This window comes from Dactylosporangium thailandense (assembly GCF_059739745.1).
The window spans coordinates 12,360,915-12,383,814 of sequence record NZ_AP029195.1 but is presented as its reverse complement, the minus strand read 5'-3'; the positions used below and the strand labels follow the sequence as shown (position 1 = coordinate 12,383,814).

The 22,900-nt window shown below is 73.5% G+C and carries 22 protein-coding genes; 12 read left to right on the top strand and 10 right to left on the bottom strand.

Translation table 11 applies throughout. From position 1 onward, the window contains the following. The 3 genes from AC6JBM_RS55910 to AC6JBM_RS55900 are packed head-to-tail and all read left to right on the top strand — an operon-like array spanning position 1 to position 3,925. Positions 1-822 carry an ABC transporter ATP-binding protein gene (locus tag AC6JBM_RS55910; protein ID WP_497986755.1) on the top strand — a complete coding sequence of 274 codons (822 nt, stop codon included), beginning with the start codon at positions 1-3 and terminating at the stop codon, positions 820-822. Continuing rightward, a complete protein-coding gene (locus AC6JBM_RS55905) occupies positions 819-1,871 on the top strand; it encodes an iron-siderophore ABC transporter substrate-binding protein (protein ID WP_497981527.1) in 1,053 nt (350 codons plus the stop codon). The genes AC6JBM_RS55910 and AC6JBM_RS55905 overlap by 4 nt, the downstream gene beginning before the upstream one ends. Before the next feature lie 17 nt (positions 1,872-1,888). Next, a complete protein-coding gene (locus AC6JBM_RS55900; RefSeq protein ID WP_497981526.1) occupies positions 1,889-3,925 on the top strand; it encodes an iron ABC transporter permease in 2,037 nt (678 codons plus the stop codon). On the opposite strand, the gene AC6JBM_RS55895 is transcribed toward AC6JBM_RS55900, so the two are convergent. From AC6JBM_RS55895 to AC6JBM_RS55885, 3 genes are read right to left on the bottom strand one after another with little or no spacing between them, the layout of a single operon-like run. Next, positions 3,889-4,692 (bottom strand): alpha/beta fold hydrolase, encoded by an 804-nt coding sequence (locus tag AC6JBM_RS55895; RefSeq protein ID WP_497981525.1) that lies wholly within the window; start codon positions 4,690-4,692, stop codon positions 3,889-3,891. The two genes, AC6JBM_RS55900 and AC6JBM_RS55895, sit on opposite strands and share 37 nt — an antisense overlap. 7 nt (positions 4,693-4,699) lie before the next feature. Continuing rightward, complete coding sequence (locus AC6JBM_RS55890) at positions 4,700-5,701, bottom strand: glycosyltransferase family 2 protein (RefSeq protein WP_497981524.1); 1,002 nt, start codon at positions 5,699-5,701, stop codon at positions 4,700-4,702. A gap of 42 nt (positions 5,702-5,743) precedes the next feature. Then, positions 5,744-7,570 carry a hypothetical protein gene (locus AC6JBM_RS55885; RefSeq protein WP_497981523.1) on the bottom strand — a complete coding sequence of 609 codons (1,827 nt, stop codon included), beginning with the start codon at positions 7,568-7,570 and terminating at the stop codon, positions 5,744-5,746. A gap of 249 nt (positions 7,571-7,819) precedes the next feature. Here AC6JBM_RS55885 and AC6JBM_RS55880 point away from each other — a divergent pair, with 249 nt between their 5' ends. Beyond that, positions 7,820-8,596 (top strand): NPP1 family protein, encoded by a 777-nt coding sequence (locus AC6JBM_RS55880; protein ID WP_350621238.1) that lies wholly within the window; start codon positions 7,820-7,822, stop codon positions 8,594-8,596. Between the two features lie 23 nt (positions 8,597-8,619). On the opposite strand, the gene AC6JBM_RS55875 is transcribed toward AC6JBM_RS55880, so the two are convergent. Genes AC6JBM_RS55875 through AC6JBM_RS55860 form a run of 4 tightly spaced genes read right to left on the bottom strand, consistent with a single transcriptional unit; the run spans position 8,620 to position 12,468 of the window. After that, the gene (locus AC6JBM_RS55875) at positions 8,620-9,222 is read right to left on the bottom strand and encodes a GTP-binding protein (protein ID WP_497981522.1); all 603 of its coding nucleotides are present in this window, start codon (positions 9,220-9,222) and stop codon (positions 8,620-8,622) included. Then, positions 9,203-9,571: a DUF742 domain-containing protein gene (locus tag AC6JBM_RS55870; RefSeq protein WP_497981521.1), complete on the bottom strand. Its 369-nt coding sequence runs from the start codon at positions 9,569-9,571 to the stop codon at positions 9,203-9,205. The genes AC6JBM_RS55875 and AC6JBM_RS55870 overlap by 20 nt, the downstream gene beginning before the upstream one ends. Beyond that, positions 9,572-9,979 carry a roadblock/LC7 domain-containing protein gene (locus tag AC6JBM_RS55865; protein WP_350621244.1) on the bottom strand — a complete coding sequence of 136 codons (408 nt, stop codon included), beginning with the start codon at positions 9,977-9,979 and terminating at the stop codon, positions 9,572-9,574. It abuts the gene before it with no gap. Continuing rightward, positions 9,976-12,468, bottom strand: a complete 2,493-nt coding sequence (locus tag AC6JBM_RS55860; RefSeq protein WP_497981520.1) for a sensor histidine kinase — start codon at positions 12,466-12,468, stop codon at positions 9,976-9,978. Before AC6JBM_RS55860 ends, AC6JBM_RS55865 begins: the two co-directional genes overlap by 4 nt. Before the next feature lie 317 nt (positions 12,469-12,785). On the opposite strand from AC6JBM_RS55860, the gene AC6JBM_RS55855 reads away from it, so the two are divergent. Genes AC6JBM_RS55855 through AC6JBM_RS55820 form a run of 8 tightly spaced genes read left to right on the top strand, consistent with a single transcriptional unit; the run spans position 12,786 to position 19,184 of the window. Then, on the top strand, positions 12,786-13,916 hold the full coding sequence (locus tag AC6JBM_RS55855; RefSeq protein ID WP_497981519.1) for an ABC transporter substrate-binding protein: 1,131 nt from the start codon (positions 12,786-12,788) through the stop codon (positions 13,914-13,916). Between the two features lie 36 nt (positions 13,917-13,952). Further along, positions 13,953-14,972, top strand: a complete 1,020-nt coding sequence (locus AC6JBM_RS55850) for an ABC transporter substrate-binding protein (RefSeq protein WP_497981518.1) — start codon at positions 13,953-13,955, stop codon at positions 14,970-14,972. A 3-nt stretch (positions 14,973-14,975) separates the two neighbouring features. Beyond that, positions 14,976-15,785 (top strand): class I SAM-dependent methyltransferase, encoded by an 810-nt coding sequence (locus AC6JBM_RS55845; RefSeq protein ID WP_497981517.1) that lies wholly within the window; start codon positions 14,976-14,978, stop codon positions 15,783-15,785. Then, positions 15,782-16,543, top strand: a complete 762-nt coding sequence (locus AC6JBM_RS55840; RefSeq protein ID WP_497981516.1) for an ABC transporter permease — start codon at positions 15,782-15,784, stop codon at positions 16,541-16,543. The genes AC6JBM_RS55845 and AC6JBM_RS55840 overlap by 4 nt, the downstream gene beginning before the upstream one ends. Before the next feature lie 18 nt (positions 16,544-16,561). Then, positions 16,562-17,350: an ABC transporter ATP-binding protein gene (locus AC6JBM_RS55835; RefSeq protein WP_497981515.1), complete on the top strand. Its 789-nt coding sequence runs from the start codon at positions 16,562-16,564 to the stop codon at positions 17,348-17,350. 9 nt (positions 17,351-17,359) lie between these two features. Continuing rightward, on the top strand, positions 17,360-18,196 hold the full coding sequence (otsB, locus tag AC6JBM_RS55830) for a trehalose-phosphatase (RefSeq protein WP_497981514.1): 837 nt from the start codon (positions 17,360-17,362) through the stop codon (positions 18,194-18,196). Further along, positions 18,193-18,705, top strand: a complete 513-nt coding sequence (locus AC6JBM_RS55825) for a tetratricopeptide repeat protein (protein ID WP_497981513.1) — start codon at positions 18,193-18,195, stop codon at positions 18,703-18,705. Before otsB ends, AC6JBM_RS55825 begins: the two co-directional genes overlap by 4 nt. Positions 18,706-18,752: 47 nt before the next feature. After that, complete coding sequence (locus tag AC6JBM_RS55820) at positions 18,753-19,184, top strand: hypothetical protein (protein WP_497981512.1); 432 nt, start codon at positions 18,753-18,755, stop codon at positions 19,182-19,184. Between the two features lie 19 nt (positions 19,185-19,203). Here AC6JBM_RS55820 and AC6JBM_RS55815 read toward each other — a convergent pair whose 3' ends face one another. From AC6JBM_RS55815 to AC6JBM_RS55805, 3 genes are read right to left on the bottom strand one after another with little or no spacing between them, the layout of a single operon-like run. Beyond that, on the bottom strand, positions 19,204-20,400 hold the full coding sequence (locus AC6JBM_RS55815) for a pyridoxal-dependent decarboxylase (RefSeq protein WP_497981511.1): 1,197 nt from the start codon (positions 20,398-20,400) through the stop codon (positions 19,204-19,206). Next, complete coding sequence (locus tag AC6JBM_RS55810; protein ID WP_497981510.1) at positions 20,397-21,257, bottom strand: hypothetical protein; 861 nt, start codon at positions 21,255-21,257, stop codon at positions 20,397-20,399. Before AC6JBM_RS55810 ends, AC6JBM_RS55815 begins: the two co-directional genes overlap by 4 nt. Then, positions 21,250-22,710, bottom strand: coding sequence for an APC family permease (locus AC6JBM_RS55805; RefSeq protein WP_497981509.1), 1,461 nt, complete (start codon positions 22,708-22,710; stop codon positions 21,250-21,252). The genes AC6JBM_RS55810 and AC6JBM_RS55805 overlap by 8 nt, the downstream gene beginning before the upstream one ends. Between the last annotated feature and the right edge of the window lie 190 nt (positions 22,711-22,900).

Here is a 22,900-nt window from a genome sequence, read left to right as displayed (position 1 = left end):
ATGCTGCGTGGTGAAGAGCTGCTTTTGCGGTACGGCCGCACACCGGTCGTCCACGGCGTCTCCGTCGAGCTGCACGCCGGTCGGGTGACGGCGCTGGTCGGCCCGAACGGCAGCGGCAAGTCCACGCTGCTGCGGGCCCTGGCCCGGCTGCATCGCGTGAGCGAGGGCAGCATCGTGCTGGGCTCGCCGCGGCGCGCGGTGTCGCAGCTCACCGCGCGGCAGTTCGCGCGCGAGGTCACGCTGTTCTCGCAGTCGCGCCCGGCCCCGCACGGGCTGACGGTCAGCGAGGTCGTCGCCTTCGGCCGCCACCCGCACCGGCGCGGCTTCGCCGGCCCCTCCCCCGCCGACCGCGCCGCGATCGGCCGGGCCATGGCGCTCACCGGCGTGTCGGACATGGCCGATCGTACGGTCGGCGAGCTCTCCGGCGGCGAGGTGCAGCGCGTCTGGCTCGCCGCCTGCCTGGCCCAGGAGACCGGCGTCGTGCTGCTCGACGAGCCGACGAACCATCTGGACCTGCGCTACCAGGTCGAGACGCTCGACCTGGTCCGCGACCTCGCCGACGAGCACGGCGTGGCCGTCGGCCTCGTACTGCACGACCTCGACCAGGCCGCCCGCGTCGCGGACACGCTCCTGCTCATGCACCACGGCCGCATCCACGCCGCGGGCGACCCGCTCGACGTGCTGACCGCCGAGCACATCGGCGCCGTCTACGACCTGCGCGTCGAGGTCGCCGTCGACCCGCGCACCGGCCACCTCCGCATCGACCCCGTCGGGCGGCACGCCGCCCGCACCCGGATCCCCTCAGGAGAGAACCCCGCATGACCCGTATCACCCGCCTCGCGGCGCTCGCCGCGGTCGCCGCGGCCCTCACGGCCTGCGGCACCACGAACGTCGACAACGCCGCGACCGGCCCCAGCGCGGCCGTCCCGTCGTCGGCGAGCTGCGCCGACGACACCACGAAGACGGCGACCGGCCCGGTGTCGCTCACCGACGGCGTCGGGCGCAAGGTCGAGCTCGCCAAGCCCGCCGAGCGGGTCGCGGTCCTCGAGTGGCAGCAGACCGAGGACCTGCTCACGCTGTGCCGCACCCCGGTCGCGGTCGCCGACGCGAAGGGCTACGGCACCTACGTGAAGGCGGAGGCGCTGCCCCAGGGCGTCGTCTCCGTCGGCGAGCGCGGCCAGCCCGACCTCGACGCGCTCTTCGCGACCAAGCCGGACCTCATCGTCATCGAGGCGTTCAAGGCCGACGACGAGCTGCTCACCAAGCTCGCCCAGCGCGGCGTCCCGGTGCTCGCGACCGTCGGGGCCGACGCCGGCGGGCAGATCGCGAACATGAAGAAGGTCTTCTCGATAATCGCGACGGCGGTCGGCCGGACCGAGCGCGCCGAGCAGGTGCTGCGGCGCTTCGACGAGCACCTCGCCGCGGGCCGGCAGAAGGTCGCCGACGCGCACGTGAAGACCACGAGCTTCCTGTTCTTCGACGGCTGGATCGAGGGCGGCAACGTCGTCATCCGCCCGTACGGCAAGGGCGCCCTGTTCACCGAGCTCGGCCAGCAGCTCGGCCTGACCCCGGCGTGGACGGACGAGATCGACAAGACCTACGGCAACGGCGGCGTCGACCCCGCCTACGGGCTCGCCCAGACCGACATCGAGGGCCTCACCGCCGTCGGCGGCGCGACCCTGTTCTACTCCGACGACCAGACGCCGGAGAGCTACGTCCCCGAGCTCAGGAAGAGCACGATCTGGACCTCGCTGCCGGCCGTCAAGGAGGGGCGCGCGTACGCCTTCCCGGCCGGGCTCTGGGGCGCCGGCGGACCGCTGTCGAACGAGCAGGCGATCGACGCCTACGTGAACATCCTGACCAAGGGGTGAGGCCCTGGGCTCGCGGCGTGAGCGGGGCGGCCGTCCTGGCCGTCCTGCTCCTCGCCGTCGTGGTGACCGGGCTGTGGCACGTGACGCAGGGCACCTCCGGGGTCGGGTTCCAGGACCTGCTGCGGTACCTGTCCGGCGCACGCGAGACCGTCGGCGGCGTCCCGATCGCCGACGTCGTGACCGGCTCGCGCCTGCCGCGCGTGCTCGCCGGGACCGCGGTCGGCGTGGCCCTCGGCGTGGCCGGGGCGCTGCTGCAGTCGGTCACCCGCAACGCGCTCGCCGCCCCGGACACCCTCGCGGTCACGGCCGGCGCCTACTTCGCGCTGTGCGCGGTCGCCGCGTTCGGTCTCGCGGTGCCGCTGTGGGCCTCGGGCGCGGTCGCCTTCGGCGGCGGGCTGGTCGCGGCCGGGATCGTGCTCGCCCTCGCCGGCAGCGCCGCGGGCATCGGCTCGACCCGGCTGATCCTGGCCGGCTCGGCGGTGGCCCTCGCGCTCGACGCGGCGACCGCGATGCTGCTGATCCTGTTCAAGGAGAGCACCACCGGGCTGTACGCCTGGGGCAGCGGTTCGCTCGCCCAGCTGAACCTCGACGCCGCCGGGCGCGCCGCCCCGGTCATCGCCGTCGTGCTCGGCGCCGGCCTGCTGCTGTCCCGGCGGCTGGACGTGCTCGGCCTCGGCGACGACGCGGCCGCCTCGCTCGGCGTGCCAGTCCGTTCGACCCGGCTCCTCGCGGTGCTCTGCGCGGTGCTGCTGACGAGCGTCTCGGTCACGCTCGCCGGTCCCATCGCCTTCATCGGCCTGGCCGCGCCCGTCGCCGTGCGCCTCGCCGCGAACCGGATCGGCGTGCTCGGCCGGCACGGCTTCCTCGTCCCGGCCTGCGGGCTCGCCGGCGCGCTGCTGGTCCTGCTCGCCGACGCGGTCCTGCGGGCCGTGCTCGGCGCCCAGGCGGCCGCCTCGATCCCGACCGGCATCGCGACCTCGCTGCTCGGCTCCGCCGTCATCGTGGTCCTCGCGCTGCGGCTGCGCGACGCCGGAGCCGCGCGCGAGGCACCGCAGGCCCGCGTCGCGGCCCGCTCGCGGCGCCGCTTCCTCGTCGTCGTCGCCGTCGCCGCGGTGCTGCTGGCCGGGGCCGTGCTCGTCGGCCTGCTGGCCGGGAGCCTGTGGCTGCGCACCGGCGACATCGCGCTCTGGCTGCGGGGCGCCGCGCCGGACCTGATCGGCCGGGCGCTCGACGACCGGCTCGCCCGGGTCGCGGCGGCCGTCGTCGCCGGCGCGGCGCTCGCCCTCGCCGGCACCGTCGTGCAGGGCACGGTCCGCAACCCCCTCGCGGAGCCGGGCGTGCTCGGCATCACGGCCGGCGCCGGGCTCGGCGCGGTGATCGTCGTGACCTCGGGGGCGGCGGGCGGCCGGCCGGCGCTCATCGTCGCCGCCGTCGCGACCGGGCTCGCCACCTTCGCGCTCATCGCCGGGCTGGCCTGGCGCGGCGGGCTGCTGCCGGACCGCTTCCTGCTCATCGGCATCGGCTGCGGCTACGCGCTCAGCGATGTCAGCACCTTCCTGCTGCTGCGCGCCGACCCGTGGGACACGCCGCGGATCCTCACCTGGCTCTCGGGCACGACCTACGGCCGCTCCCTCGCCGACGTGCTGCCCGCGGCCGTCGTGCTGCTCGTGGCGACCCCCGTGGTGCTGGGGATGCGCCGCCAGCTCGATCTCCTGGCGATCGACGAGGACACGCCGCGCGTCTTCGGCGTCCGGCGGGAGGGCGCGCGGCTGGCGCTGCTCGCGATCGCGGCGGTCGTGGCGGCGGTGAGCGTGATCCCGGTCGGCGTCGTCGGCTTCGTCGGGCTCGTCGCCCCGCACATCGCCCGCGCGCTGGCCGGCGTGCGGCACGGGCGCATCGTCCCGGTCGCCATGCTGCTCGGCGCGCTGCTCGTGTGCGTCGCGGACACCCTCGGCCGCACCGTCATCGCCCCGTCGCAGGTCCCCGCCGGGCTCATGATGGCCCTGATCGGCGCCCCCTACTTCGTCTGGCTGCTGCGCCGCTCGCGAACCTGAACGGCCTCGCGCAGGAAGTCGCGGATGAGCGTGGTGACGAGGTCGGGGCGCTCGGCGACGAGCAGGTGCGTGGTCCCCGGCACGATGCCCAGCTGGGCGCCGGGGATCGACGCGGCGATGAGCAGCGTGTGGTCCGGCCGGATCGTGTCGCGGTCGGCCGCCAGCACGAGCACCGGCGCGGCGATGCGGGCCAGGTCGGCCGGGTCGATGTGCGGTTCGCTCGTCCAGAGGCGCATGAGCTTGGCCAGTACGACATCCGCATGCTCCGGGCCGTCGGGCGAGAGGCGCTCGTAGTGCATCCGCTCCACGTCCGGCCGGGGCTCCTCCGGCTCCTCCGGCGCGTTCTGGTCCGGTGCGTCCTGGTCCGGTGCGTCCTGGTCCGGTGCGTCCGCGAACGCCGACGGATCCAGGTTGGCGCTGATGGCGACGAGCGAGCGCACGCGCTCGGGGTGTTCGAGCGCGAGCAGCAGGCCGATGATCGCACCGTCGCTGAACCCGACGACGTGCGCCGACCCGAGCCCGGCGGCCTCGAGATAGCCGAGCGTGTCGGCGACACCGCGGGCGTACGAGTACTCCTCGTCGATGTCCGCCGAGCGCCCGTGCCCGGGGCGCTCGAAGGCGTGCACGCGATGGTCGGCCACCAGCGCGTCCGACTGCGCGCGCAGGAACTCCAGCGAGCAGAAGCCGCCGTGCAGCAGCAGGACCGGCTCGCCCACGCCGGCGGCCTCGGCGTAGAGGTCGACGCCGCCGATGCGGTGATACGGCATCTGAGCCCTACCGGCTCTGGCCGGCCGAGACCGGGTCGTCCCCGAACGCGGGGACCACGACCTCCTCGGAGGAGTCGTAGGCGATGAAGAACATCGGGCGCCCCTGCGAGGCCGCGAAGATCCGCCCGACGTATTCGCCCAGCAGCCCGAGGCAGAGCAGCTGCACGGCCCCGAGGAAGAGCAGCACCACCGAGAGCGAGGCCCAGCCGGGGACGGTGACGCCGGCGAAGTACGACACCAGCACATACACGACGAGGCCGAGGCACACGGCGAACCCGGCCAGGCCGAGCCAGGTGGCGATGCGCAGCGGGGCGGCCGAGAAGCTCGTCACGCTGTCCGCGGCCAGGCGCACCATCTTGGTGAGCGGGTACTTCGTCACGCCCACGGCGCGGCGCTCCCGGCTGTACTCCACGGTGCCGCTGGGGAAGCCGAGCCAGGGCACGAGCAGGCGGTACACCGGCTGCCGCTCCGGCAGGGCCCGCAACGCGTCGACCGTGACCCGGCTCAGCAGCCGGAAGTCGCCCGCGTTGTGCGGCATCCGGTTGCCCGCGATGCCGCGCATCATGCGGTAGTAGCCGACCGCCGTCCAGCGCTTGAACATCGTGTCGGTGCTGCGGTCGTTGCGCACGCCGTACACGATGTCGAGGTTCTGTGACCGGGCCATGTCCAGCATGTCCGTGATCAGCTCCGGCGGGTCCTGGAGGTCCGCGTCGATGCTCACCACGTAGTCGCCGACCGAGCGGTGCAGGCCCGCGGTCAGGGCCGCCTGATGGCCGCCGTTGCGCCGCAGCCGGATGACCCGCAGCTGCGGCCAGTAGCGGCGCAGCCCGACCAGCACGGCCGCGGTGGCGTCGGTGCTGCCGTCGTCGACCGCGACGACCTCGTAGGACACGTCCAGCCCGTCGAGCACCTTGCGCAAGCGCTCGGCCATGATCGGGAGGACGGCCTCCTCGTTGTACATCGGCACGACGACGGACAGCGTCGTCGTGTGCTCTGCGGTCGTGCTCATACCGAAAGCTCCCCGGTGTCCTCGGTGCGGAACGTCACGGTCTTACTCACGGGTCAGCGCTCGGACGTCCCACAGCCAGACGTCCTCGACCTGCCGGCCGGAGCCGAGCAGCGGATCCAGCGTCTCACGCAGCTGCGGCAGCGCCTCGACGCGGTAGACGACGACCGCGTCGGCCTGCCACTTGCGCAGCTCGGCCAGCATGTCGGCCCGCTGGGCGGAGGTGAGCTGGACGGCCTTGCCGGTCCTGGCGACATCGAGCAGCACCGAGGTGACCGGGCCGGGCGGCGGCTCGTTGGTGGCGATGTTGTCGGGGCCGAGGGGGCCCATGAAATACCCCTCCGGCATCCGGAAGTCCATCCCGGCCGCCATCTGCCAGGTCAGCGCGGTCATGTCGCCGGTGGCCTTCAGCGCCGGGACGGGGACGACCGTGTGGTTCTCCGCGATGTACTGCTTGTAGGCCCCCGAGGTGAAGAAGTGCGGCACCGGCGGGCGCCCGGTCGCGGGCAGCGGCAGCGGCAGCAGCGGCACCAGGGCGGCGGCGAGGGCGGCCGCCCACACCAGGCGCAGCGGCACCCCGGCGCGCTCGACGCCGCCGTCGGCCGAGGCCTTGATGATCCGGTCGGTGGCCACGGCGAGCATCACGCCGAGCGCGACCACGGTCAGGAAGGTGAAGCGGCCCACGTTCATCGAGTCGAGGATCGGCAACTCCACGAACAGCTTCCACGGCCCCGGCACCCCGGTGCGCTCGAAGTACCAGCCGACGTCCGGGCCGAGGCTGAACGCGAGCCCGATCGCGCCGAGGACGGCCACGGTGCGCACGAGCCGGTCCCGCCACAGCCACAGCGCGAGCCCGGCGCCGAGGATGAGCAGCGCCCAGCCGAAGTAGCCGTTCTCCTCCGCGTAGTTGGTCGACGTCAGCGTGCCGCCGAGGTTGCCCACGGAGGTCGTGGAGTACTCGAAGAGCGTGTTGAGGTCGTTGGTGACGTACGCGAGACCGCCCAGGCTGTCGTAGTGGCGCGGGCCGGCGAACTGCATCCACAGCGGGTAGGCCAGCAGCGGCAGCGACACCCCGACGGCGACGGCGATCCCGGTCAGGAACGGGCGGACCATCGTGCGCAGGCCGGGCAGCAGCGGGAACGCGTAGACGATCACGAACATCCCGAGCGCCATCGCCGTCATCAGCAGGATCTCCTCGCCGATGAGGGCCTGGTAGGCGATCAGCAGGCCCAGGATCACGCCGTCGCGGACCGGCCGCGTGGTGCGGAACAGGCGCAGCGCGAAGCGCACGATCCACGGCACCAGGAACATCGACACGAGGTTCAGGTGCGCGTTGCCGTGCGAGACGATCGTCGGCGCGAAGGCCGCGAACCCGCCGCCCAGCACCGCCGCGATCCGGTGCACGCGCAGGTGGCGGTGCAGCACCCGGTACCACCCGAAAGCGGTCAGCGCGAACCCGAGCGTGACCGCGAGCAGGAAGCTGACGCTCGGGCCGAACAGCAGCGTGATCGGCAGCAGCGGCAGGGCCAGGCCGAGCACGCTCGCGTTGCCCATGAGGTTCACGCCGACGGAGGCGTTCTGCAGGTCGGTGAAGAACGGGTTGTGCAGGTGCGTGATGTTGTAGGTGTCGACCGCCAAAAACCACTCGAACTGATAGTGGTCGTTGTAACTGTGCGCGAGGATGCGGTCGCCCGGGGACAGCCAGACCTGGGAGAACAGGTAGCCGCCAACGGCGACGAAACCAGCCAGGATGAGCAGATCGGCGCGCATCCGCCGAAAACGGGATGTTCCGTCGGGGGCGTTCGCCGGACTCTCCGGCTCCTCGGCAGTCACTCGCTCGCCGGCCTCCTGGTCGGCCCTGACGACGGACATGGCCAGGAGACTAGAGCATTACGCGTGACGAGGTGCCCCGAACGGTCCGGCCCGGCGGTTGTGCGCCCACGTCGCGAAAAACGCCATCCCTTCGGTTGCTCAGCGTGACCGGACGGCCGCGGAACCGCGCCGTCCGCCGGACTGCGGTTCACCCGGCAACGGTCGGATGTTCACACCCGGCCGGTCGCGCGAGATACTCGCGTTCATCGATATTTAGCCGAGTATCTGACGACCCACGAAGGGGACGCATTGGAACCCAGGCATCGTCGTACCGCGTCGATGATCGTGGCCGGCCTGGCCGCACTCGTCGTCCTGCTGCCCGCGACGGCGGCCTTCGCCGACTCGCTGCCGAACCTGCCGCAGAACGCGGGCGGGTACGAGCAGTCGTTCTCCCCCGCCTACGACTACGACACCGACGGCTGCTACGCCGTGGCGGCCATCAGCCCCACCGGCACCCTGAACCCGGGGCTCAACCCGACCGGGGCGCTCAACGGCAACTGCCGGGACCAGTCCGACCTCGACCGCTCGCAGACCTACGCCCGCTCGAAGTGCAACAACGGCTGGTGCGCGATCGTCTACGCCAGCTACTTCGAGAAGGACCAGGCGCTGCCCGGCATCAGCCTCGGCGGCCACCGGCACGACTGGGAGCACGTCATCTCCTGGGTCAACCAGGCGACGAACCAGGTCGAGTACGTGACCACGACGCAGCACAGCAGCCAGGTGACCTACCCGCGCTCGCAGGTGCGCTTCGACGGCTCGCACCCGAAGACCGTCTACCACAAGGACGGCGCCTCGACCCACTTCTTCCGGCTCGCCAACGGCAACGACGAGCCCCCGGAGAACCACTACCACACCTGGCGCTACCCGCCGCTGGTCGACTGGAACGGCTGGCCCAGCACGGCGCTGCGCGACCGGCTCATGACCGCCGACTTCGGCTCGGCCACCATCAAGATCAACGATGGCCGGTTCGTGCCGCTGCTCACCGCGTCCAAGCCCACCGGGATCCCGTTCGACCCGGCCGCCTGACCCGCACCCGCGGGCCGGCTCCGTCAGGAGCGGGGCCGGCCCGCGGTCAGCGCCCGCAGCGCGTGCTCGGCGACGGCGATCAGCGTGTGCTTCACCGAGTCCCGCGAGCGGGCGTCGAACAGGGCGAGCGGCACGTGCCCGGCGATCGCCAGCGCCTGGCGCACCTCCTCGGCGTCGTAGCGCGGCGCGCCCTCGAAGCAGTTGACCGCGGCCAGGTACGGCAGCCCCCGGTGCTCGAAGAAGTCGAGCGCGGCGAAGCTGTCCTCGATGCGGCGGGTGTCCACGATGACGACCGCGCCGAGGGCGCCCCGGGCGAGCTCGTCCCACATGAACCAGAAGCGGTTCTGGCCGGGGGTGCCGAAGAGGTACAGGATCAGGTCCTCGGCGATCGTGATCCGCCCGAAGTCCATCGCCACCGTCGTGGTGCTCTTCGCCGGCACGCCGCCGGTGTCGTCGACCCCCACGCCGGCCGCGGTCATGATCGCCTCGGTGGTGAGCGGGGTGATCTCCGAGATCGCGCCGACGAGCGTGGTCTTGCCGGCGCCGAACCCTCCGGCGATGAGGATCTTCACGGCGGTGATCCGGCTCGTGCCCGGGCGGCGCCGCTCAGAGGTTGCGGAGTCCAATGAGAACCCTTTCCAGGACGTGGATCCGCTCCTGCGAGTCGCCCGCCTCGAGCGGCTCGTGCAGGGTCAGGATCCCTTCGGTGATCATGTCGGCCACCAGCACCCGGGCGACGCCGAGCGGGACGCGCAGGCACGCCGCGACCTCGGCCAGCGACTGCGGCCGGTCGATGCACAGGTCCGCGATGCGCTGCCAGTCCCGCCCGGCGTACCGGCTCGCCTCCGCCCCCTGCCGCATCGTGAGCAGCACCGCCTCGATCGCGATCTCGCGCGTGGGCTCGGTCCGGCCGCGGGTCACCGCGTACGGACGCACCAGGGCTCCGCGCGGGTCCTCCTCGCCGCCCTGGACCATCTACGGGGCCACCGTCTCCCGCGGCGGTGACACCAGCGACTTGCCGACCCGCTCGACCAGCAGCGCCATCTCGTAGCCGACGTGGCCGACGTCGCAGTCGCGGGCCGCGAGCACCACGAGCGACGAGCCGTCGCTGATCGCCATGAGGATCAGGTAGCCGGCCTCCATGTGCACGATCGTCTGCCGCACCCGGCCGCCGTCGAAGTGCCGGCCGACGCCGTAGGTGAGGCTGACCAGCCCGGCCGTGATCGAGGCGAGCTGCTCGGCCCGGTCCGGCGGGAGGTCGCCGGTGGCGGCCAGCAGCAGGCCGTCGGCCGAGACGGCGATGACGTGCGCGACCCCGTTCAGGGGCTGGGCGAAGCTGTCCAGCAGCCAGCTCAGGCTCTCCAGTGCGCCGGACCCGCTCATCTGTGGTTCTCCTCCGCTGGCTGGGCGTGGTCCGTCGCGGCCGCGCCGGCCTGACGTCCGCGCTGAACTCCCCGTTGGTACGACGACAACAGCCCGCGCAGTTCCTCGGCGCTGGGCCGCTTGAGCTTGGCCGGGCGCGCGGGCACGCCGCCGGGCACGAGCTGGGCCTGCGGCGAGCGGATCGGCAGGCCGGAGCGGGTGCTGGCGTCGGTGCGCGGGTGCTGCGCCGCGGCGGCGGCCCGCCAGCCCTCGTCGGCCCGTGTCCGCCAGCCGCCCTTGGCCGCGCCGTTGGCGGGTGGCGCGGCGGGCGCGGGCGGCGGCGGTCCGGTGAGCGCGCTGTGGCCGCGCTCGTGGAACCAGGTGTCCTCGATCGCCCGGAAGATCGGCAGCTCCGTGGTGTCGTCCGCGGCCGCCGGCCCGGCGGTTGCGCCCAGCGGGTCCGGCCGGTACTCCTCCCGCCGGTGCACGGCGACCGGCGCCTGCGGCGGCGGGGCGGCCGGGCGCCGGGTCGGCAGCGCCGTGCGCCGCTCGACCGGCGGCCGCACGAGCGCGCCGGCGGGCAGCACGACCTCGGCGACCGTCCCGCCGCCGGCGTTGTCGCCCAGCCGCACCGTGACGCGGTGCCGGGCGGCGAGCCGGCCGACGACCGCGATGCCCATGAGCCGGAACGCGCCGACGTCGACCGGCGCCGGCTCGGCCAGGCGGCGGTTGAAGTCGGTCAGCGCCGCGGGGTCGATGCCGAGGCCGCGGTCCTCGACGCGCACGATCGTGCGGTCGCCGATGCGCCGCCCGGAGACCAGGACGGGCGCGTGCGGGGGCGAGAAGCGGGTCGCGTTGTCCAGCAGCTCGGCCAGCAGCCGCACCACGTCGTTGACGGCGGGGGCGGCGACGAGCACGTCCCCGTCGGTCTCGGCGAGCTCGACCCGCTCGTAGAGCTCGATCTCGGACTGGGCGGCCCGGATCACGTCGAGCAGCGGCGCGTCCTGGCGGCGCGGCGGCGCGGTGTCGGCGCCGGCCAGCACGAGCACGTTCTCGTCGTTGCGCCGCATCCGGGTGGCGAGGTGGTCGAGCTGGAACAGCTCGGCGAGCCGCTTCGGGTCGTCCTCGCCGCGCTCGATCCGGTCGAGCTGGCCGATCATCCGGTCGACGAGGGTCTGGCTGCGGCGGGCGACGCTGAGGAACATCGCCGAGACGCTGTCGCGCAGCACGGCCTGCTCCGCCGCGACCCGGACCGCCTCGCGGTGCACGGTGTCGAACGCGCGCACCACCTCGCCGATCTCGTCGCGGCGGTCGATCCCGGCCGGGGTGCGGATCTCGGCGGCGATCTGCCGCGGCGAGCGCTCCTGCACCGTCCGCGCGTCGCGCAGCCGCAGGACGAGCTCGGGCAGGTCGTGCTCGGCCACGCCGAGCGCGGTCTGCCGCAGCCGCCGCAGCGAGCGGACCATCGAGCGGGCGGTGACGAAGGCCAGGCCGGCCACGAGCGCGAGGATCGCGAAGAGCACCGCGGACTCGAGCACGACCTGGCGGCGCACCGCCGAGCCGACGGCCTTGGCGTCGCCGACGAGCTGGTCGTCGAGGCGCGCCTCGGTCCAGCGCATGAGGTCGTTGACGGCGCCGAAGACGGCCACCGCGTCCTCGGCGCCGACCGTGCTCGGCTGGCCGGCCGTGCGCTGCAGGGTGCTCGTCAGGTCGTCGGCCATCTGGGTCGCGTCGCCGGCGATGGCGGACTCGACGATGCGGCGCTGGGGCACGCTGGCCGAGAGCGAGAACGCGACGAACGCCTCCTGCTGGCCGGTGAGCGTGGCCAGCAGCGCGGCGAGCTGGTGGGCGTCGAGGGAGCCGGACTTCAGGGCGGCGTAGGAGACCGCCTCCTGCTCGGCGACCCGCGCCTTGGCCTTGGAGAACGCCGCGGCCGCCCGCAGCTCGTCGGCGAGCGCCTGGTCGGTGCGGACCTGGGCGACGGCCTCGCGGTAGGAGACGAGGTCGTCGGCGACGACGCCGTAGCGCAGCAGCACCTCGGCGACCGACACGCCCCGGCGGCCGCCGACGTCCTTGCGGATCGCGGCCAGCACGTCGAGCTGGGCGTCGATGCGCTCCAGGCGGTCCCGCACGCCGGCCGGCACGGCGGCGCCGAGGGAGTCGCGGCGCCTGCTGTAGCCGGCGACGGCGGCGTCGGTGCGCACGATCTGGCGGTTGTACGCGTCCGGCTTCGCGTCGGCCGCGGAGAGCAGCGCCGCGGCGGCCATGCGCTCGAGGTGGACCTCCTGGGCGAGGCCGGACACGTCGGCGGAGAGCCGGGTCAGGGCCCCGACCGTGTCGGCGTCGCTGGCCCGGGCGGCCGCGTCGTGCAGCCGCAGCGCGGCCAGCGTGACGATCGCCAGCAGCGGGATCAGCAGGATCAGGCCGAGCTTCGAGCGGATGCGGGCGTTGGCCAGCCGCGGCCGGCGGATGCGAAACCCACCACCGGCAGGCCTGTTCGATACGGGCATGCGCGAGTTCTCCGCGTACTCGTGGCCGCCAATGAGCGGGTGCCGGGGCGCAGGACACGGCATTCCACCATGAACGGCACGATCTCGGAAACCCCGTCAAGCGCGCCGGGCACATTTGTTGATCAAGCGAGCAATGTCGATCAAAGGTGTAACCAGCGCATTTATTGCTACCACTGGGTAAGCGATGCCGGAGAAGTTAACACGGCGCATTTCGACCCACTTGACCGACCTCGCGTGAGTTGGCAAGGTGTGCATCCGAATGAACGGGGCTTCGATCGAGGGGAATCGACTTGCGGCGCGGGCGCTATGTTGCGGCGATGCTGGCGGTGGCCCTGATATCGACCAGTGCGTGCACGCCTGCCAATGCCAAGAACGAGGCCGACATCCTCGTCGCGGCGAGCCTCGAGCTGTCGGGCAGCGCGGCCGACGTCGGCGTGGCCTACCAGCGGGCGCTGGAGCTGCGGGCGGCCCAGATCAACGCGAGCGGGCTGCTCGGGCGGCGCCGGCTGACCGTGCGGATCAAGGACAACCGGGGCGACCCGGCGACCGCGCTCAGCCAGCTCACGGCCTTCACCGCGGACCCGGCCGTGACCGCGATCGTCACCGGGACCTGCGCCGACTGCACCGGCGGGGCGGCCCGGGCCATCGACGAGCGGCGGGTGCCGACGATCGCGTTGTCGCCGGTCGCGGACGTCATCGCGCCGCCGGCCGAGCGGCGGTACATCTTCCGCCTCGCCCCCAGCGCCGACGACGACGCCGTCGTGCTGACGGGCGAGCTCGGCCGGGCCGGCCAGCGCAAGGTCGCGCTGCTGAGCAGCGACGACGCCTACGGTCGGCACGGCGCCGACGCGACGGCCCGCGAGACCGGCAAGATCGGCGCGAAGGTCGTCGGCCGGGCCCAGTTCGCGCCGGCCGACACCGACCTCGGCAGGGCCGCCCGCACGGCGCTGGCCGGCGGCCCGGACGCGGTCGTGATCTGGGGCTTTCCGCCCCAGGCGGCGCTCGCGCTCGGGGCGGTGCGCGACGCCGGCTACCACGGCCAGGTCTACCTCGACGCCGCCGCCGCGGGCGAGCTCTTCCTCGGCGCCCCGTTCGCCGGCGCCGGCGCCACCGCCCTGGTCTTCACGCCGACGCTCGCCATCGACGACGTCATCGCGACCACGCCCGCGAAGGCGGCCCGGCGGCAATGGTTTCAGGACTACACGTCCCGCTACGGCACCTACCACGGTCATGCCTCATTCGCGGCCGACGCCTTACAACTCATCGCGAATGCCGTGGTGCAGTCCGGATCGCTCGACGGGCCCACCCTGCGGGCCCGGCTGGAATCGGCGCAGATCGACGGGCTCAGCGGTTCCATTCGATTTACGCCCGACAATCATTCCGGGTTCACGCCGCAATCGCTGACCATGCTCGAGGCGCGCGGCGGCCGGTGGCGCCTGCTCGGCTAGATCAGTTTTCGAAAACTCAATTTGGGGGTCCAGGCAGTGAGGCGTTATCGCACATTGCTCGTGTCGGCGCTCGCCGTCGTCATGATCGGCGCGGCGGGGTGCTCATCGGATTCGCAGCCGCAGCCCGCGGCGGCCGGCGCGGGAAAGCCGGCGGACAAGGTCACCTACCTGACGGCGTTCGGCGCGGTCGGCCGCGACGCGTTCGCCTGGGTGGCCCAGGACAAGGGGTACTTCAAGGAGGCCGGCCTCGACGTCACCATCCAGCTCGGCGCGGCGACGGGCGAGAATCTCAAGGGCCTCGCCTCCGGGCAGGCGCAGTTCGCCAACCTGGACCTGATCGGCGCCTGGATCCTCGCGGGCAAGGGCGACTACAAGGACTTCCGCACGATCGCCGCGATCCACCAGCAGACCCTCGTGTCCATCATCGCGCTGGAGGGCTCCGGCATCTCCGCGCCCAAGGACCTCGAGGGCAAGAAGCTCGGCGCCGCCACCGGCTCGGTGAACCAGCTGCTGTTCCCGGGCTACGCCAAGCTGGCCGGCATCGACCCGAGCAAGATCCAGTGGGTCAACGCCCAGCCCGCCCAGCTCCCCGCGCTGCTGGCCGGCGGCCAGGTCCAGGCGCTGAGCACGTTCCTCATCGGCTCCAAGGGCATCGAGAAGGCGGCCGGCGGCAAGAAGGCCGTCGTGCTGCCCTACAGCAAGTACCTCGGCGACCTGTACGGCAACGGCATCATCACCACCGCGAAGATCGCCAAGGACAGCCCGGACCTCGCCCGCCGGTTCCGCGACGCCTGCCTCAAGGCGCTCAAGTACACGATCGAGCACCCCGACGAGGCCGCGCAGATCCTCAAGAAGGCGCAGCCGGCCGCGGACGTCACCGCCGCCGTCGGCGAGATCACGCTCATGACGCCGTACGTCAGCTCCGGCAGCGCGATCGGCGTGATGGAGCAGGAGCGGGTCGCCCGGGCGATCGCCACGCTGCAGGCCGCCGAGCTCATCCCGGCCGGCCTGACCCCGGACGCGGTCGTCGACTTCTCGCTCACCCCGAAGGCCTGAGCCGTGAGCACCTCCATCGACCCCGGCCCGTCGCGCTACTCGTTCGACAACGACGACCCCGAGTCCGTCGGCCGGCACAGTCACCTGTCGGACATCCTCGACCCGCTCACCTTCGAGCGCCTCGGCTCGCTCGGCGACCTGGCCGGGCGGCGCTGCCTCGAGGTCGGGGCGGGCGGCGGCAGCGTCGCCCGCTGGCTCGCCGAGCGGGGCGCGGACGTGCTGGCCACCGATCTCAACGTGCGGCACCTGCCGCTCGACGCCGGGTTCCGGGTGCTGCGGCACGACCTGGTGCGCGAGCCGGTGCCGGACGGGCCGTGGGACGTCATCCACGCCCGGCTCGTGCTGCTGCACATCCCCGAGCGCGAGGCGATCCTCGAACGGCTCGCGGCCGAGCTGGCCCCGGGCGGGGCTCTGGTGATCGAGGACTGGGCGACGGAGTTCGGCAACCTGTGCCTCGCCGCGCCGGACCGCGAGACGGCGGAGCTCATCGAGGAGTACCGCGACGTCCTCGTGAACCGGGTGCTCCCGGCCCGCGGCAACGACCCCACCTGGGCCGCGCGGGTGCACGCCACGATGCTCGCGCACGGGCTGACCGGGGTCGACACCGTCATCAACGCCGCCTCCTGGCCCGGGGGCAGCCCGGGGGCGGTGCTGATCGCGGTCAACGTGGCCCAGCTGCGCGAGGACTTCGTCGCCGCGGGGTTCACGCCGGAGCGGATCCGGCAGCTGTACTCCGCCGTGCGGGATCCCCGCCTGGTCGTCCGGAGCCATTTCACGTACTCGACCATCGGCCGGCGACCGGACGGGTCATGAGCTCGCGATGGGCCGGACTGTCGCTGCCCCTCGCCGGGGCGGCGGTGGCCGTCGGGCTGTGGTGGGGTGCGACCGCGCTCTTCGGCATCCGGTCCTTCTTCCTGCCCTCGCCCCCGGATGTCGTCTCGGCGTTTCGCGCGCAGCCGCGGTACCTGCTCACCGAGGCCGGGGCGACGCTGCGCGAGACGGCCCTGGGGTTCCTGATCGCGCTGGTCGCGGGCCTGCTCATCGCGATGCTGCTGACCATGTCCCGGGCGGTCGAACGGGCCACCCTGCCGCTGCTCGTCGCCCTGAACTCGATCCCGAAGGTGGCCCTCGCGCCGCTGCTGATCGTGTGGCTCGGCTACGGCCCCGGCCCGAAGATCGTGATGATCGTGCTCATCAGCTTCTTCCCGATCGTGGTGTCGGCGGCCGCCGGGCTGTCGTCGACCCCGGCTGACCTCGGCGAGCTGGCCACCTCACTGTCGGCGTCGTGGTGGCAGGCGTACCTCAAGGTGCGCCTGCCCTGGGCCCTCCCCCAGGTGTTCGTGGGGCTCAAGCTCGGCATCTCGCTTGCCGTCATCGGCGCCGTCGTCGCGGAGATCAGCAGCCCCAACGGCGGGCTCGGCGCGGTCGTCGTGCTCTCCGGCACCTCGCTGGACACCCCGCTCGCGTTCGCCGCCATCACCCTGCTGGCGGTCCTGAGCATCGCGCTGTTCTACCTCGTCGTGGGCCTGGAGCGGCTGCTGCTGCCCTGGGCCCGCGCGATCGCCGCCTAGGTTCTCTCCGGAGGGGTCATGATCGAGCTGGACGGGGTGTCCCGGGTCTTCCGCACCCGCTCCGGCGACGTCGAGGCGCTGCGCGCGATCGACCTGACCGTGGCGGCCGGCGAGTTCCTGGCCGTCATCGGCCGCTCGGGCTGCGGCAAGTCGACCCTGCTGCGGCTCGTGGCCGGCCTGCTGGCGCCGACCGAGGGCCGCGTCGCCATCGGCGCGGCCCCGGTCACCCGCCCCCGCCCCGACGTCGCCCTGATGTTCCAGCGCCCGGCCCTGCTGCCGTGGCGCTCGGTGCTCGGCAACGTCCTGCTGCCGCTGGAGCTGCGCGGCCGGGTCCGCCCGCCCGATCGCGCCCGCGCGCAGTCCCTGCTGGACGCGGTCGGCCTGGCCGGCTTCCACCGGCGCCTGCCCCACGAGCTCTCGGGCGGCATGCAGCAGCGCGTGGCCCTGTGCCGCGCCCTCATCCAGCGCCCGAGCGTCCTGCTCATGGACGAGCCCTTCTCGGCCCTGGACGCCCTCACCCGGGAGGAGCTGGCGGGGCAGCTGCAGCAGGTGCACATGGAGATGCGCCCGACCACGGTCTTCGTGACCCACTCGATCCAGGAGGCGGTGCTGCTGGCCGACCGCGTGGCGGTGCTGAGCAGCCGCCCGGGCCGGGTGCAGCGCATCATCACGGTCGATATCCCCCGGCCGCGCTCCTTCGGCCGCAACGCCCACCTGACGGACGTCGCGGCCCGGGTGGCCGAACTCACCGATCTGCTGCACGCCACCGATGCCGCCGTGCCCCTCCTGGACACGAAAGCGATCTAAAATGGCGCGATGGCGACCGACGGATGTGAGGTCCAGATGACGGAGCCGGACGCCACGATCGAGCTCCTGACCGCGGCGCCCGGGCGCGCCGGGCTCGTGATGGACTTCGACGGGGTGCTCTCACCGATCGTCACCGACCCGGCCTCGAGCCGTCTGCTCGACGGCACGGCCGACCAGCTCGCCGGGCTCGCCCGGCGCCTCGACCTCGTCGCCCTGATCTCGGGCCGGCCCCTGGCGTTCCTGCGCGACCGGGCGCCGATCGACGGCGTGGCGCTGCTGGGCTCCTACGGCCTCGAGGAACTGCGCGACGGCGTCACCCACACCGAGCCGGCCATCGAGGCCTGGCTTCCCGCGGTGCACGAGGCGAGCGCGGAGCTGCACCGGACGTTCGACGACGCCGACGGCGTCAAGGTCGAGGACAAGGCCGTCTCGGTCGCGGTGCACTGGCGGCTGGCCCCGGACCGGACGGCGGCGGCCGAGGCCGTGGCGGCGGCCCTGCGCGAGATCTCCGGCCGCACCGGCCTGGTGGCGGAGCCCGGCAAGCTCGTCGTGGAGCTGATCCCGCCCGTCCGGCAGGACAAGGGCACCGCGCTGACCCGGCTGGTCGACCGGCTCGGGCTGGCCCGCGTCGTCTACGCCGGCGACGACCTCGGCGACCTGCCGGCCCTGCGCGCGGCGGTCGCCGGCGGCGGCCACGCGCTGGTGGTGACCCACGGCCCGGAGACGCCGCCGGACCTGCTCGAGGTCGCCACCCGCACGTTCGACGGCGTCGAGGCGTTCGCGCAGTGGCTGGGCCGGCTGCGCGCCACGCTCGACCCCGCGGCGGCCCCGGCCGAACCGGCGTGAGCGACTGGGAGCGGCGGGTCGGCGAGGCCTGGGCGGCGATCGACGAATACGAGGGCCGCGAGGACGCGTTCCGCGCGCTGATCGACGAGCTCGCGGACGAACTGCCCGCGGACGATCCGGTCGCGGCCTTCGAGCGGGCCGGTGCCTGGGACTCGACCGGGCACTCCGACCGGGCCGTGCCCCTCTACCGCTTCGCCCTCGAGCACGGCCTCACCGGCTACCGGCGGCGCCGCGCGGTGATCCAGATGTCCAGCTCGCTGCGCAACATCGGGCAGGCCGGCACGGCAGTGGCCCTGCTGGAGGCCGAGCGGGCCCTCGACCCGGCCGGGCTCGACGAGGCGACGCGCGGGCTGGCCGACGCGATCAGCGCGACCCTCGCCCTGTGCCTGGCCGACACGGGCCGCGAGCGGGAGGCCGTGTCGGTGGCGGTCGCGGCGCTCGCCGCGCACCTGCCGCGCTACCAGCGATCGATGGCCAACTACGCCCGCCGACTGGTCGAACCGGGCTGATCCCGGGCCGCCTCCGCCGCGTACACCGGGGTGAGGAGGTGCCGCACGTGGTCCGATTCAGCAAACGCGCCGAGGACGCGGACCGCGACCCCGGGCCCAGGGCCGCCGGGGATCGTTACGCCAACCGCGAGACCGCCGCCGGGCTGTTCAGCCGCCCGCCGCCCCCGATCCCGCCCAAGCCGCCCCCGAACCCGGCGCCGGCGCGGCACGACCCCGAGCCGCAGGCGCGGCACGAGCCGGAGCCGCCGGCACCGCAGCTGTCGATACGGCCGCTGCGAGAGCCGGCGCCGGCCGTCACCACGATCCGGGTCGAGCCGGTGCCGATCGACGGGTTCGAGTTCGAGACCGCCGCGCCCTGGTGCAGCGATCCCCCGCCGGAGCCGCCCCGCCCGCCGGTCCCGCGACCCGCGCCGCGCCCGATCTTCGAGCCGCTCGCCCCGCGGCCCGAGCGCCGCACGATCACCTGGCTGGACGAGTGAGGAGCGGGCCGCCGCCCGCTCAGCTCGCCAGGGCGCCCGGCACCAGCCCGGACGCGGCGGCGACGGTCTCGCGCACGTCGGCGACGAAGCGGTCGACGCGTTCGGGCGGGACGCCGGGCATCAGCACGACGTGGGCGTTGCCGCGCTCGTCGGTCGCGAGCGGCCACCGGTCCAGCAGCGGCTGCGGCGGGCGCGGGAACACCACGGTGAAGGCCCGCGGCTGGGCGCGCCAGGCCGGCCAGCCGACGCCGCGCAGCTGCTGCTCGGTGTACCGCGCCAGCGCCCGCGCCCCCTCCGCCCGCGCCCGCAGGCCGGCCGGGCCCCAGTGCCGCAGCAGGTACCACAGCCACAGCGGCGCGTGCCCCGAGCGCGAGCCGGTGATGGTGCTGTCGGGCGCGGCCGTGTACGTGATGTCGCCCCGGCCCGTGTGCCGGTCGGCGAGCGCCACGACCACCCCGCACGGGAACGGCACCGCCAGGAACTTGTGCCCGCTGACGGCGATGCTGTGAGCGCCGTCGGTGAACGTGAACGCGGGGCGGCCGACGGACTCGTCCAGGGCCAGCGGCACGCCCGCCAGCGCGGCGTCGGCGTGGACCCAGCGCCGATGCGGCTCGACCCCGGCGGCGTCGAGGGCCGCGCCGATGCGGGCGATGTCGTCCACCGCCTCGGTCATCGTCGTGCCGATCGAGGCCACCACGATGACGCCCGTGCCGCGCCGGTGCCGCGAGTCCCGGCTCACCGCCGCGTGGAGCAGGTCGTACCGCATCTCCCCGCGCTCGTCGGCCGGGATCTCGCGCAGCCGCAACCGCAGCAGCTCGGCGGCCTTGGCCACGCTGTAGTGCGCCGCCGAGGAGCAGTAGACGGTCGCGGCCGCGAGCTGCCGCCGCGCCTGCCACAGCGCCCAGTGGGTGCTCTCGGTGCTGCCGGTGGTGACGTACCCGTGCCGGTTGTCCAGCGGCGCCCCGAACAGGTCCGCCAGGAACCCGATCACCTCGTACTCGAGGTGCTTGGTGTGCAGGCGGTACGCGCCGCCGGGCGCGAACGGGTGCCCGACGTTGTTGAGCAGCAGGCGCTCGAACGGCACCAGGGCGCTCACGTCCGGCAGGTCGGTCGCGCCGGGGAAGCCGAGGTCGTAGTCGCGGTGCTGGAGCAGGTCGGCGTGCAGCTGGTCCAGCCGGCCCGCCACCGTCGGGTCGCCCGGCAACCCCGGGGTCATCGCGGCCGCGACCCGTGGTCGACGATCCGGCCGATCTCGCCCATCCACCGCCACACGTGGTAGATGGGGTCGGACTCGGGCGTCTCGGCCAGCGCCGGGTTCCAGCGCCAGTGCATGCTCGGGGTGCCGTACTGCGTGTTGCCGTCCCGCACCGAGCAGTCCACGGTGAGCGCGTTGAACTGCTGCTCCCCGCCGCGGTCGAGCACCAGCATCGTGCCGTCGATGAGCCGGGCGTAGCAGCGGCCCGGCAGATCGGCCTCGCTGCGCGCCGTGCGCTGGGCGGTGGCCCAGTCGCCGTACTGCGTGTCGAGCGTGACGACCCCGATGCCGGCGAACACGGCGTGGCCCGACATCGAGTCGGTCTTGTTGCACATGGCGGTCCGCGGGTCGAAGCGCGGATCGGCGGTGTAGCCCTCGCGGGCGTGCTGGGCCATCCCGTACAGCAGGTGCGGCAGGGAGGCGGCCTCGTCGTCGGCGAGGAAGATCCGGGTGGCCGTGCGCAGCTGGTCGTACAACCGGCCGTCCGGCTCGCTGTAGAACAGGGCCACCCCGTGCGGGGCGAGCGGGTCGCGGCGGCGACGCTCCCAGGCGTGCCGCGCGTGCAGGAACGAGAAGCGCCGCAGCCGCGCCACGACCGCGCCCCGATACGTCGGCGTGATGTCCACGTTCGGCGGCGGTGGCAACGGTACCGACTCGGGGCCGGCCGGCACGCTCTGCATGTGCCGCGGGCCGGGCGCGCGGGTCTCGGGCTCGGGCGAGAAGCCCGGCGGCGGTGTCTGCCCCTCGCTCGTGCGCTCGAGCGCCCACCAGGGCACCGGGGAGGAGGACGGCGAGGGGCTGATGCGCGGGTCAGACATCGAGGTCCTGCAGCCGCTGGTCGAGCACCCGCAGCGGGTCCGGCCGGCCCTTGCCGACCTCGGCGAGCACCGGCGCCTTGCGGGCCCGCAGCGCGAAGCCCCACACCACGCCGACGACGACCGTCAGCAGCACCACGGCCGGGATGATGGCCTGCAGCGGCGAGCTCTCGGCGATCTGCAGCAGCGAGGACAGGTGCGACACCATGATCGCGAGCACGACCAGGCCGCCGACCACCCCGAGCGAGGGCAGCACCGTAGTGACGAACAGGCCCTCGGCGCTCCCGCCGCCGCGGCGGTAGAAGCGGATCGCGCCCGTCGAGATGAGCACGAGCATGACCAGGATGCCCACGGCGCCGGCCGCGGAGAACCAGGTGAAGATGACGCCGATCGGGTCCGCCCCGGCCGCGGCGAAGACGCCGACGACGAGCAGGGCCGAGACGCTCTGCACGAGCGAGCCGCCGGTCGGCGCGCCCTGGGCCCGGCCGCTGGTGCCGGTGCGGGCCAGCCACGCCGGCAGCACGCCCTCGCGGGCCATGGCGAAGAGGTAGCGCGCGATCGTGTTGTGGAAGGACAGCATGGCCACCGTCACGCTCGTGACGAGCAGGAGCGTGGCGAGCAGGCTCAGGCCGCTGCCGTACCACTGGTCGAACAGCGAGAACGGCAGGCCCGAGTCCGGGTTGGCGGCGGTCGCCGCGATCTGCCGGTCGCCGACGGCCACCGCGAGCGCCCAGGCCGAGACCCCGTAGAACAGGGCCATGAAGAGCACCGCGGCCAGCGTGGAGCGGCCGATGCTCCGGCTGGTGCGGACCTCCTCGGAGTACGCCGGGGCGGTGTCGAAGCCGATGAACGCCGCGATGCCGAGCGCGAAGGCACCGCCGATGCCGGGCGCCCACAGGCCGCTGAGGGTGATCGGCGCCGCGGTGATCGAGCCGCCGAACGGGTGCGTGAAGCTCGCGATGTCGAACAGCGTGATGACCGCGAGCTCGACGCAGAGCACGCTGCCGACGACGAACGCCGACAGCGAGACGTGCAGCAGCCCGCAGATGGCGACGACGAGCCAGATGACCCCGGCCCAGATCAGCCACGATCCGCCGATCAGGCCCGCGATCGTGACGCCGATCAGGCCGTACAGACTCATCTGGATCGCCGAGTAGAACACCAGCGCGAGCGCCCCGCCGGCGAGCCCGGCCACCGGCCCGAAGGCGTGGGCGAGCAGCGCGTAGGCCGGGGCGGCGTGCGGCACCGTGCGCGACATGGCCACGTATCCGACCGCGAGGAGCCCGAGCATGACGCCGAGCAGCGGGAACGTCAGCGGCGTGGCGACGAGTCCGGTGGCCGCGTAGGTGGCGACGATACCGCCGGCGAGCACCGCCATCGGCGAGCTCGCGCCGACCTGGAAGAGCCACACACCCCCGCCGCTCATCTTGCGGCGAGTGAGACCTTGCGTCGTCACCGGACCCCACCGTCCACAGTGGAGATGTTCCGGATTGCGGGCACGGGTGTAGCGGAAGGACGCATCGCGGCGCGCTCTCCAAGGCTCTGATGGGGCCGAATGCAATCCGACCACGGGAGTCAATGTGATAAATGTCGCTGCGAAGTGTATAGGTGTGGATCACTGAGCGCATACCGCCCGAGGCTGCGTG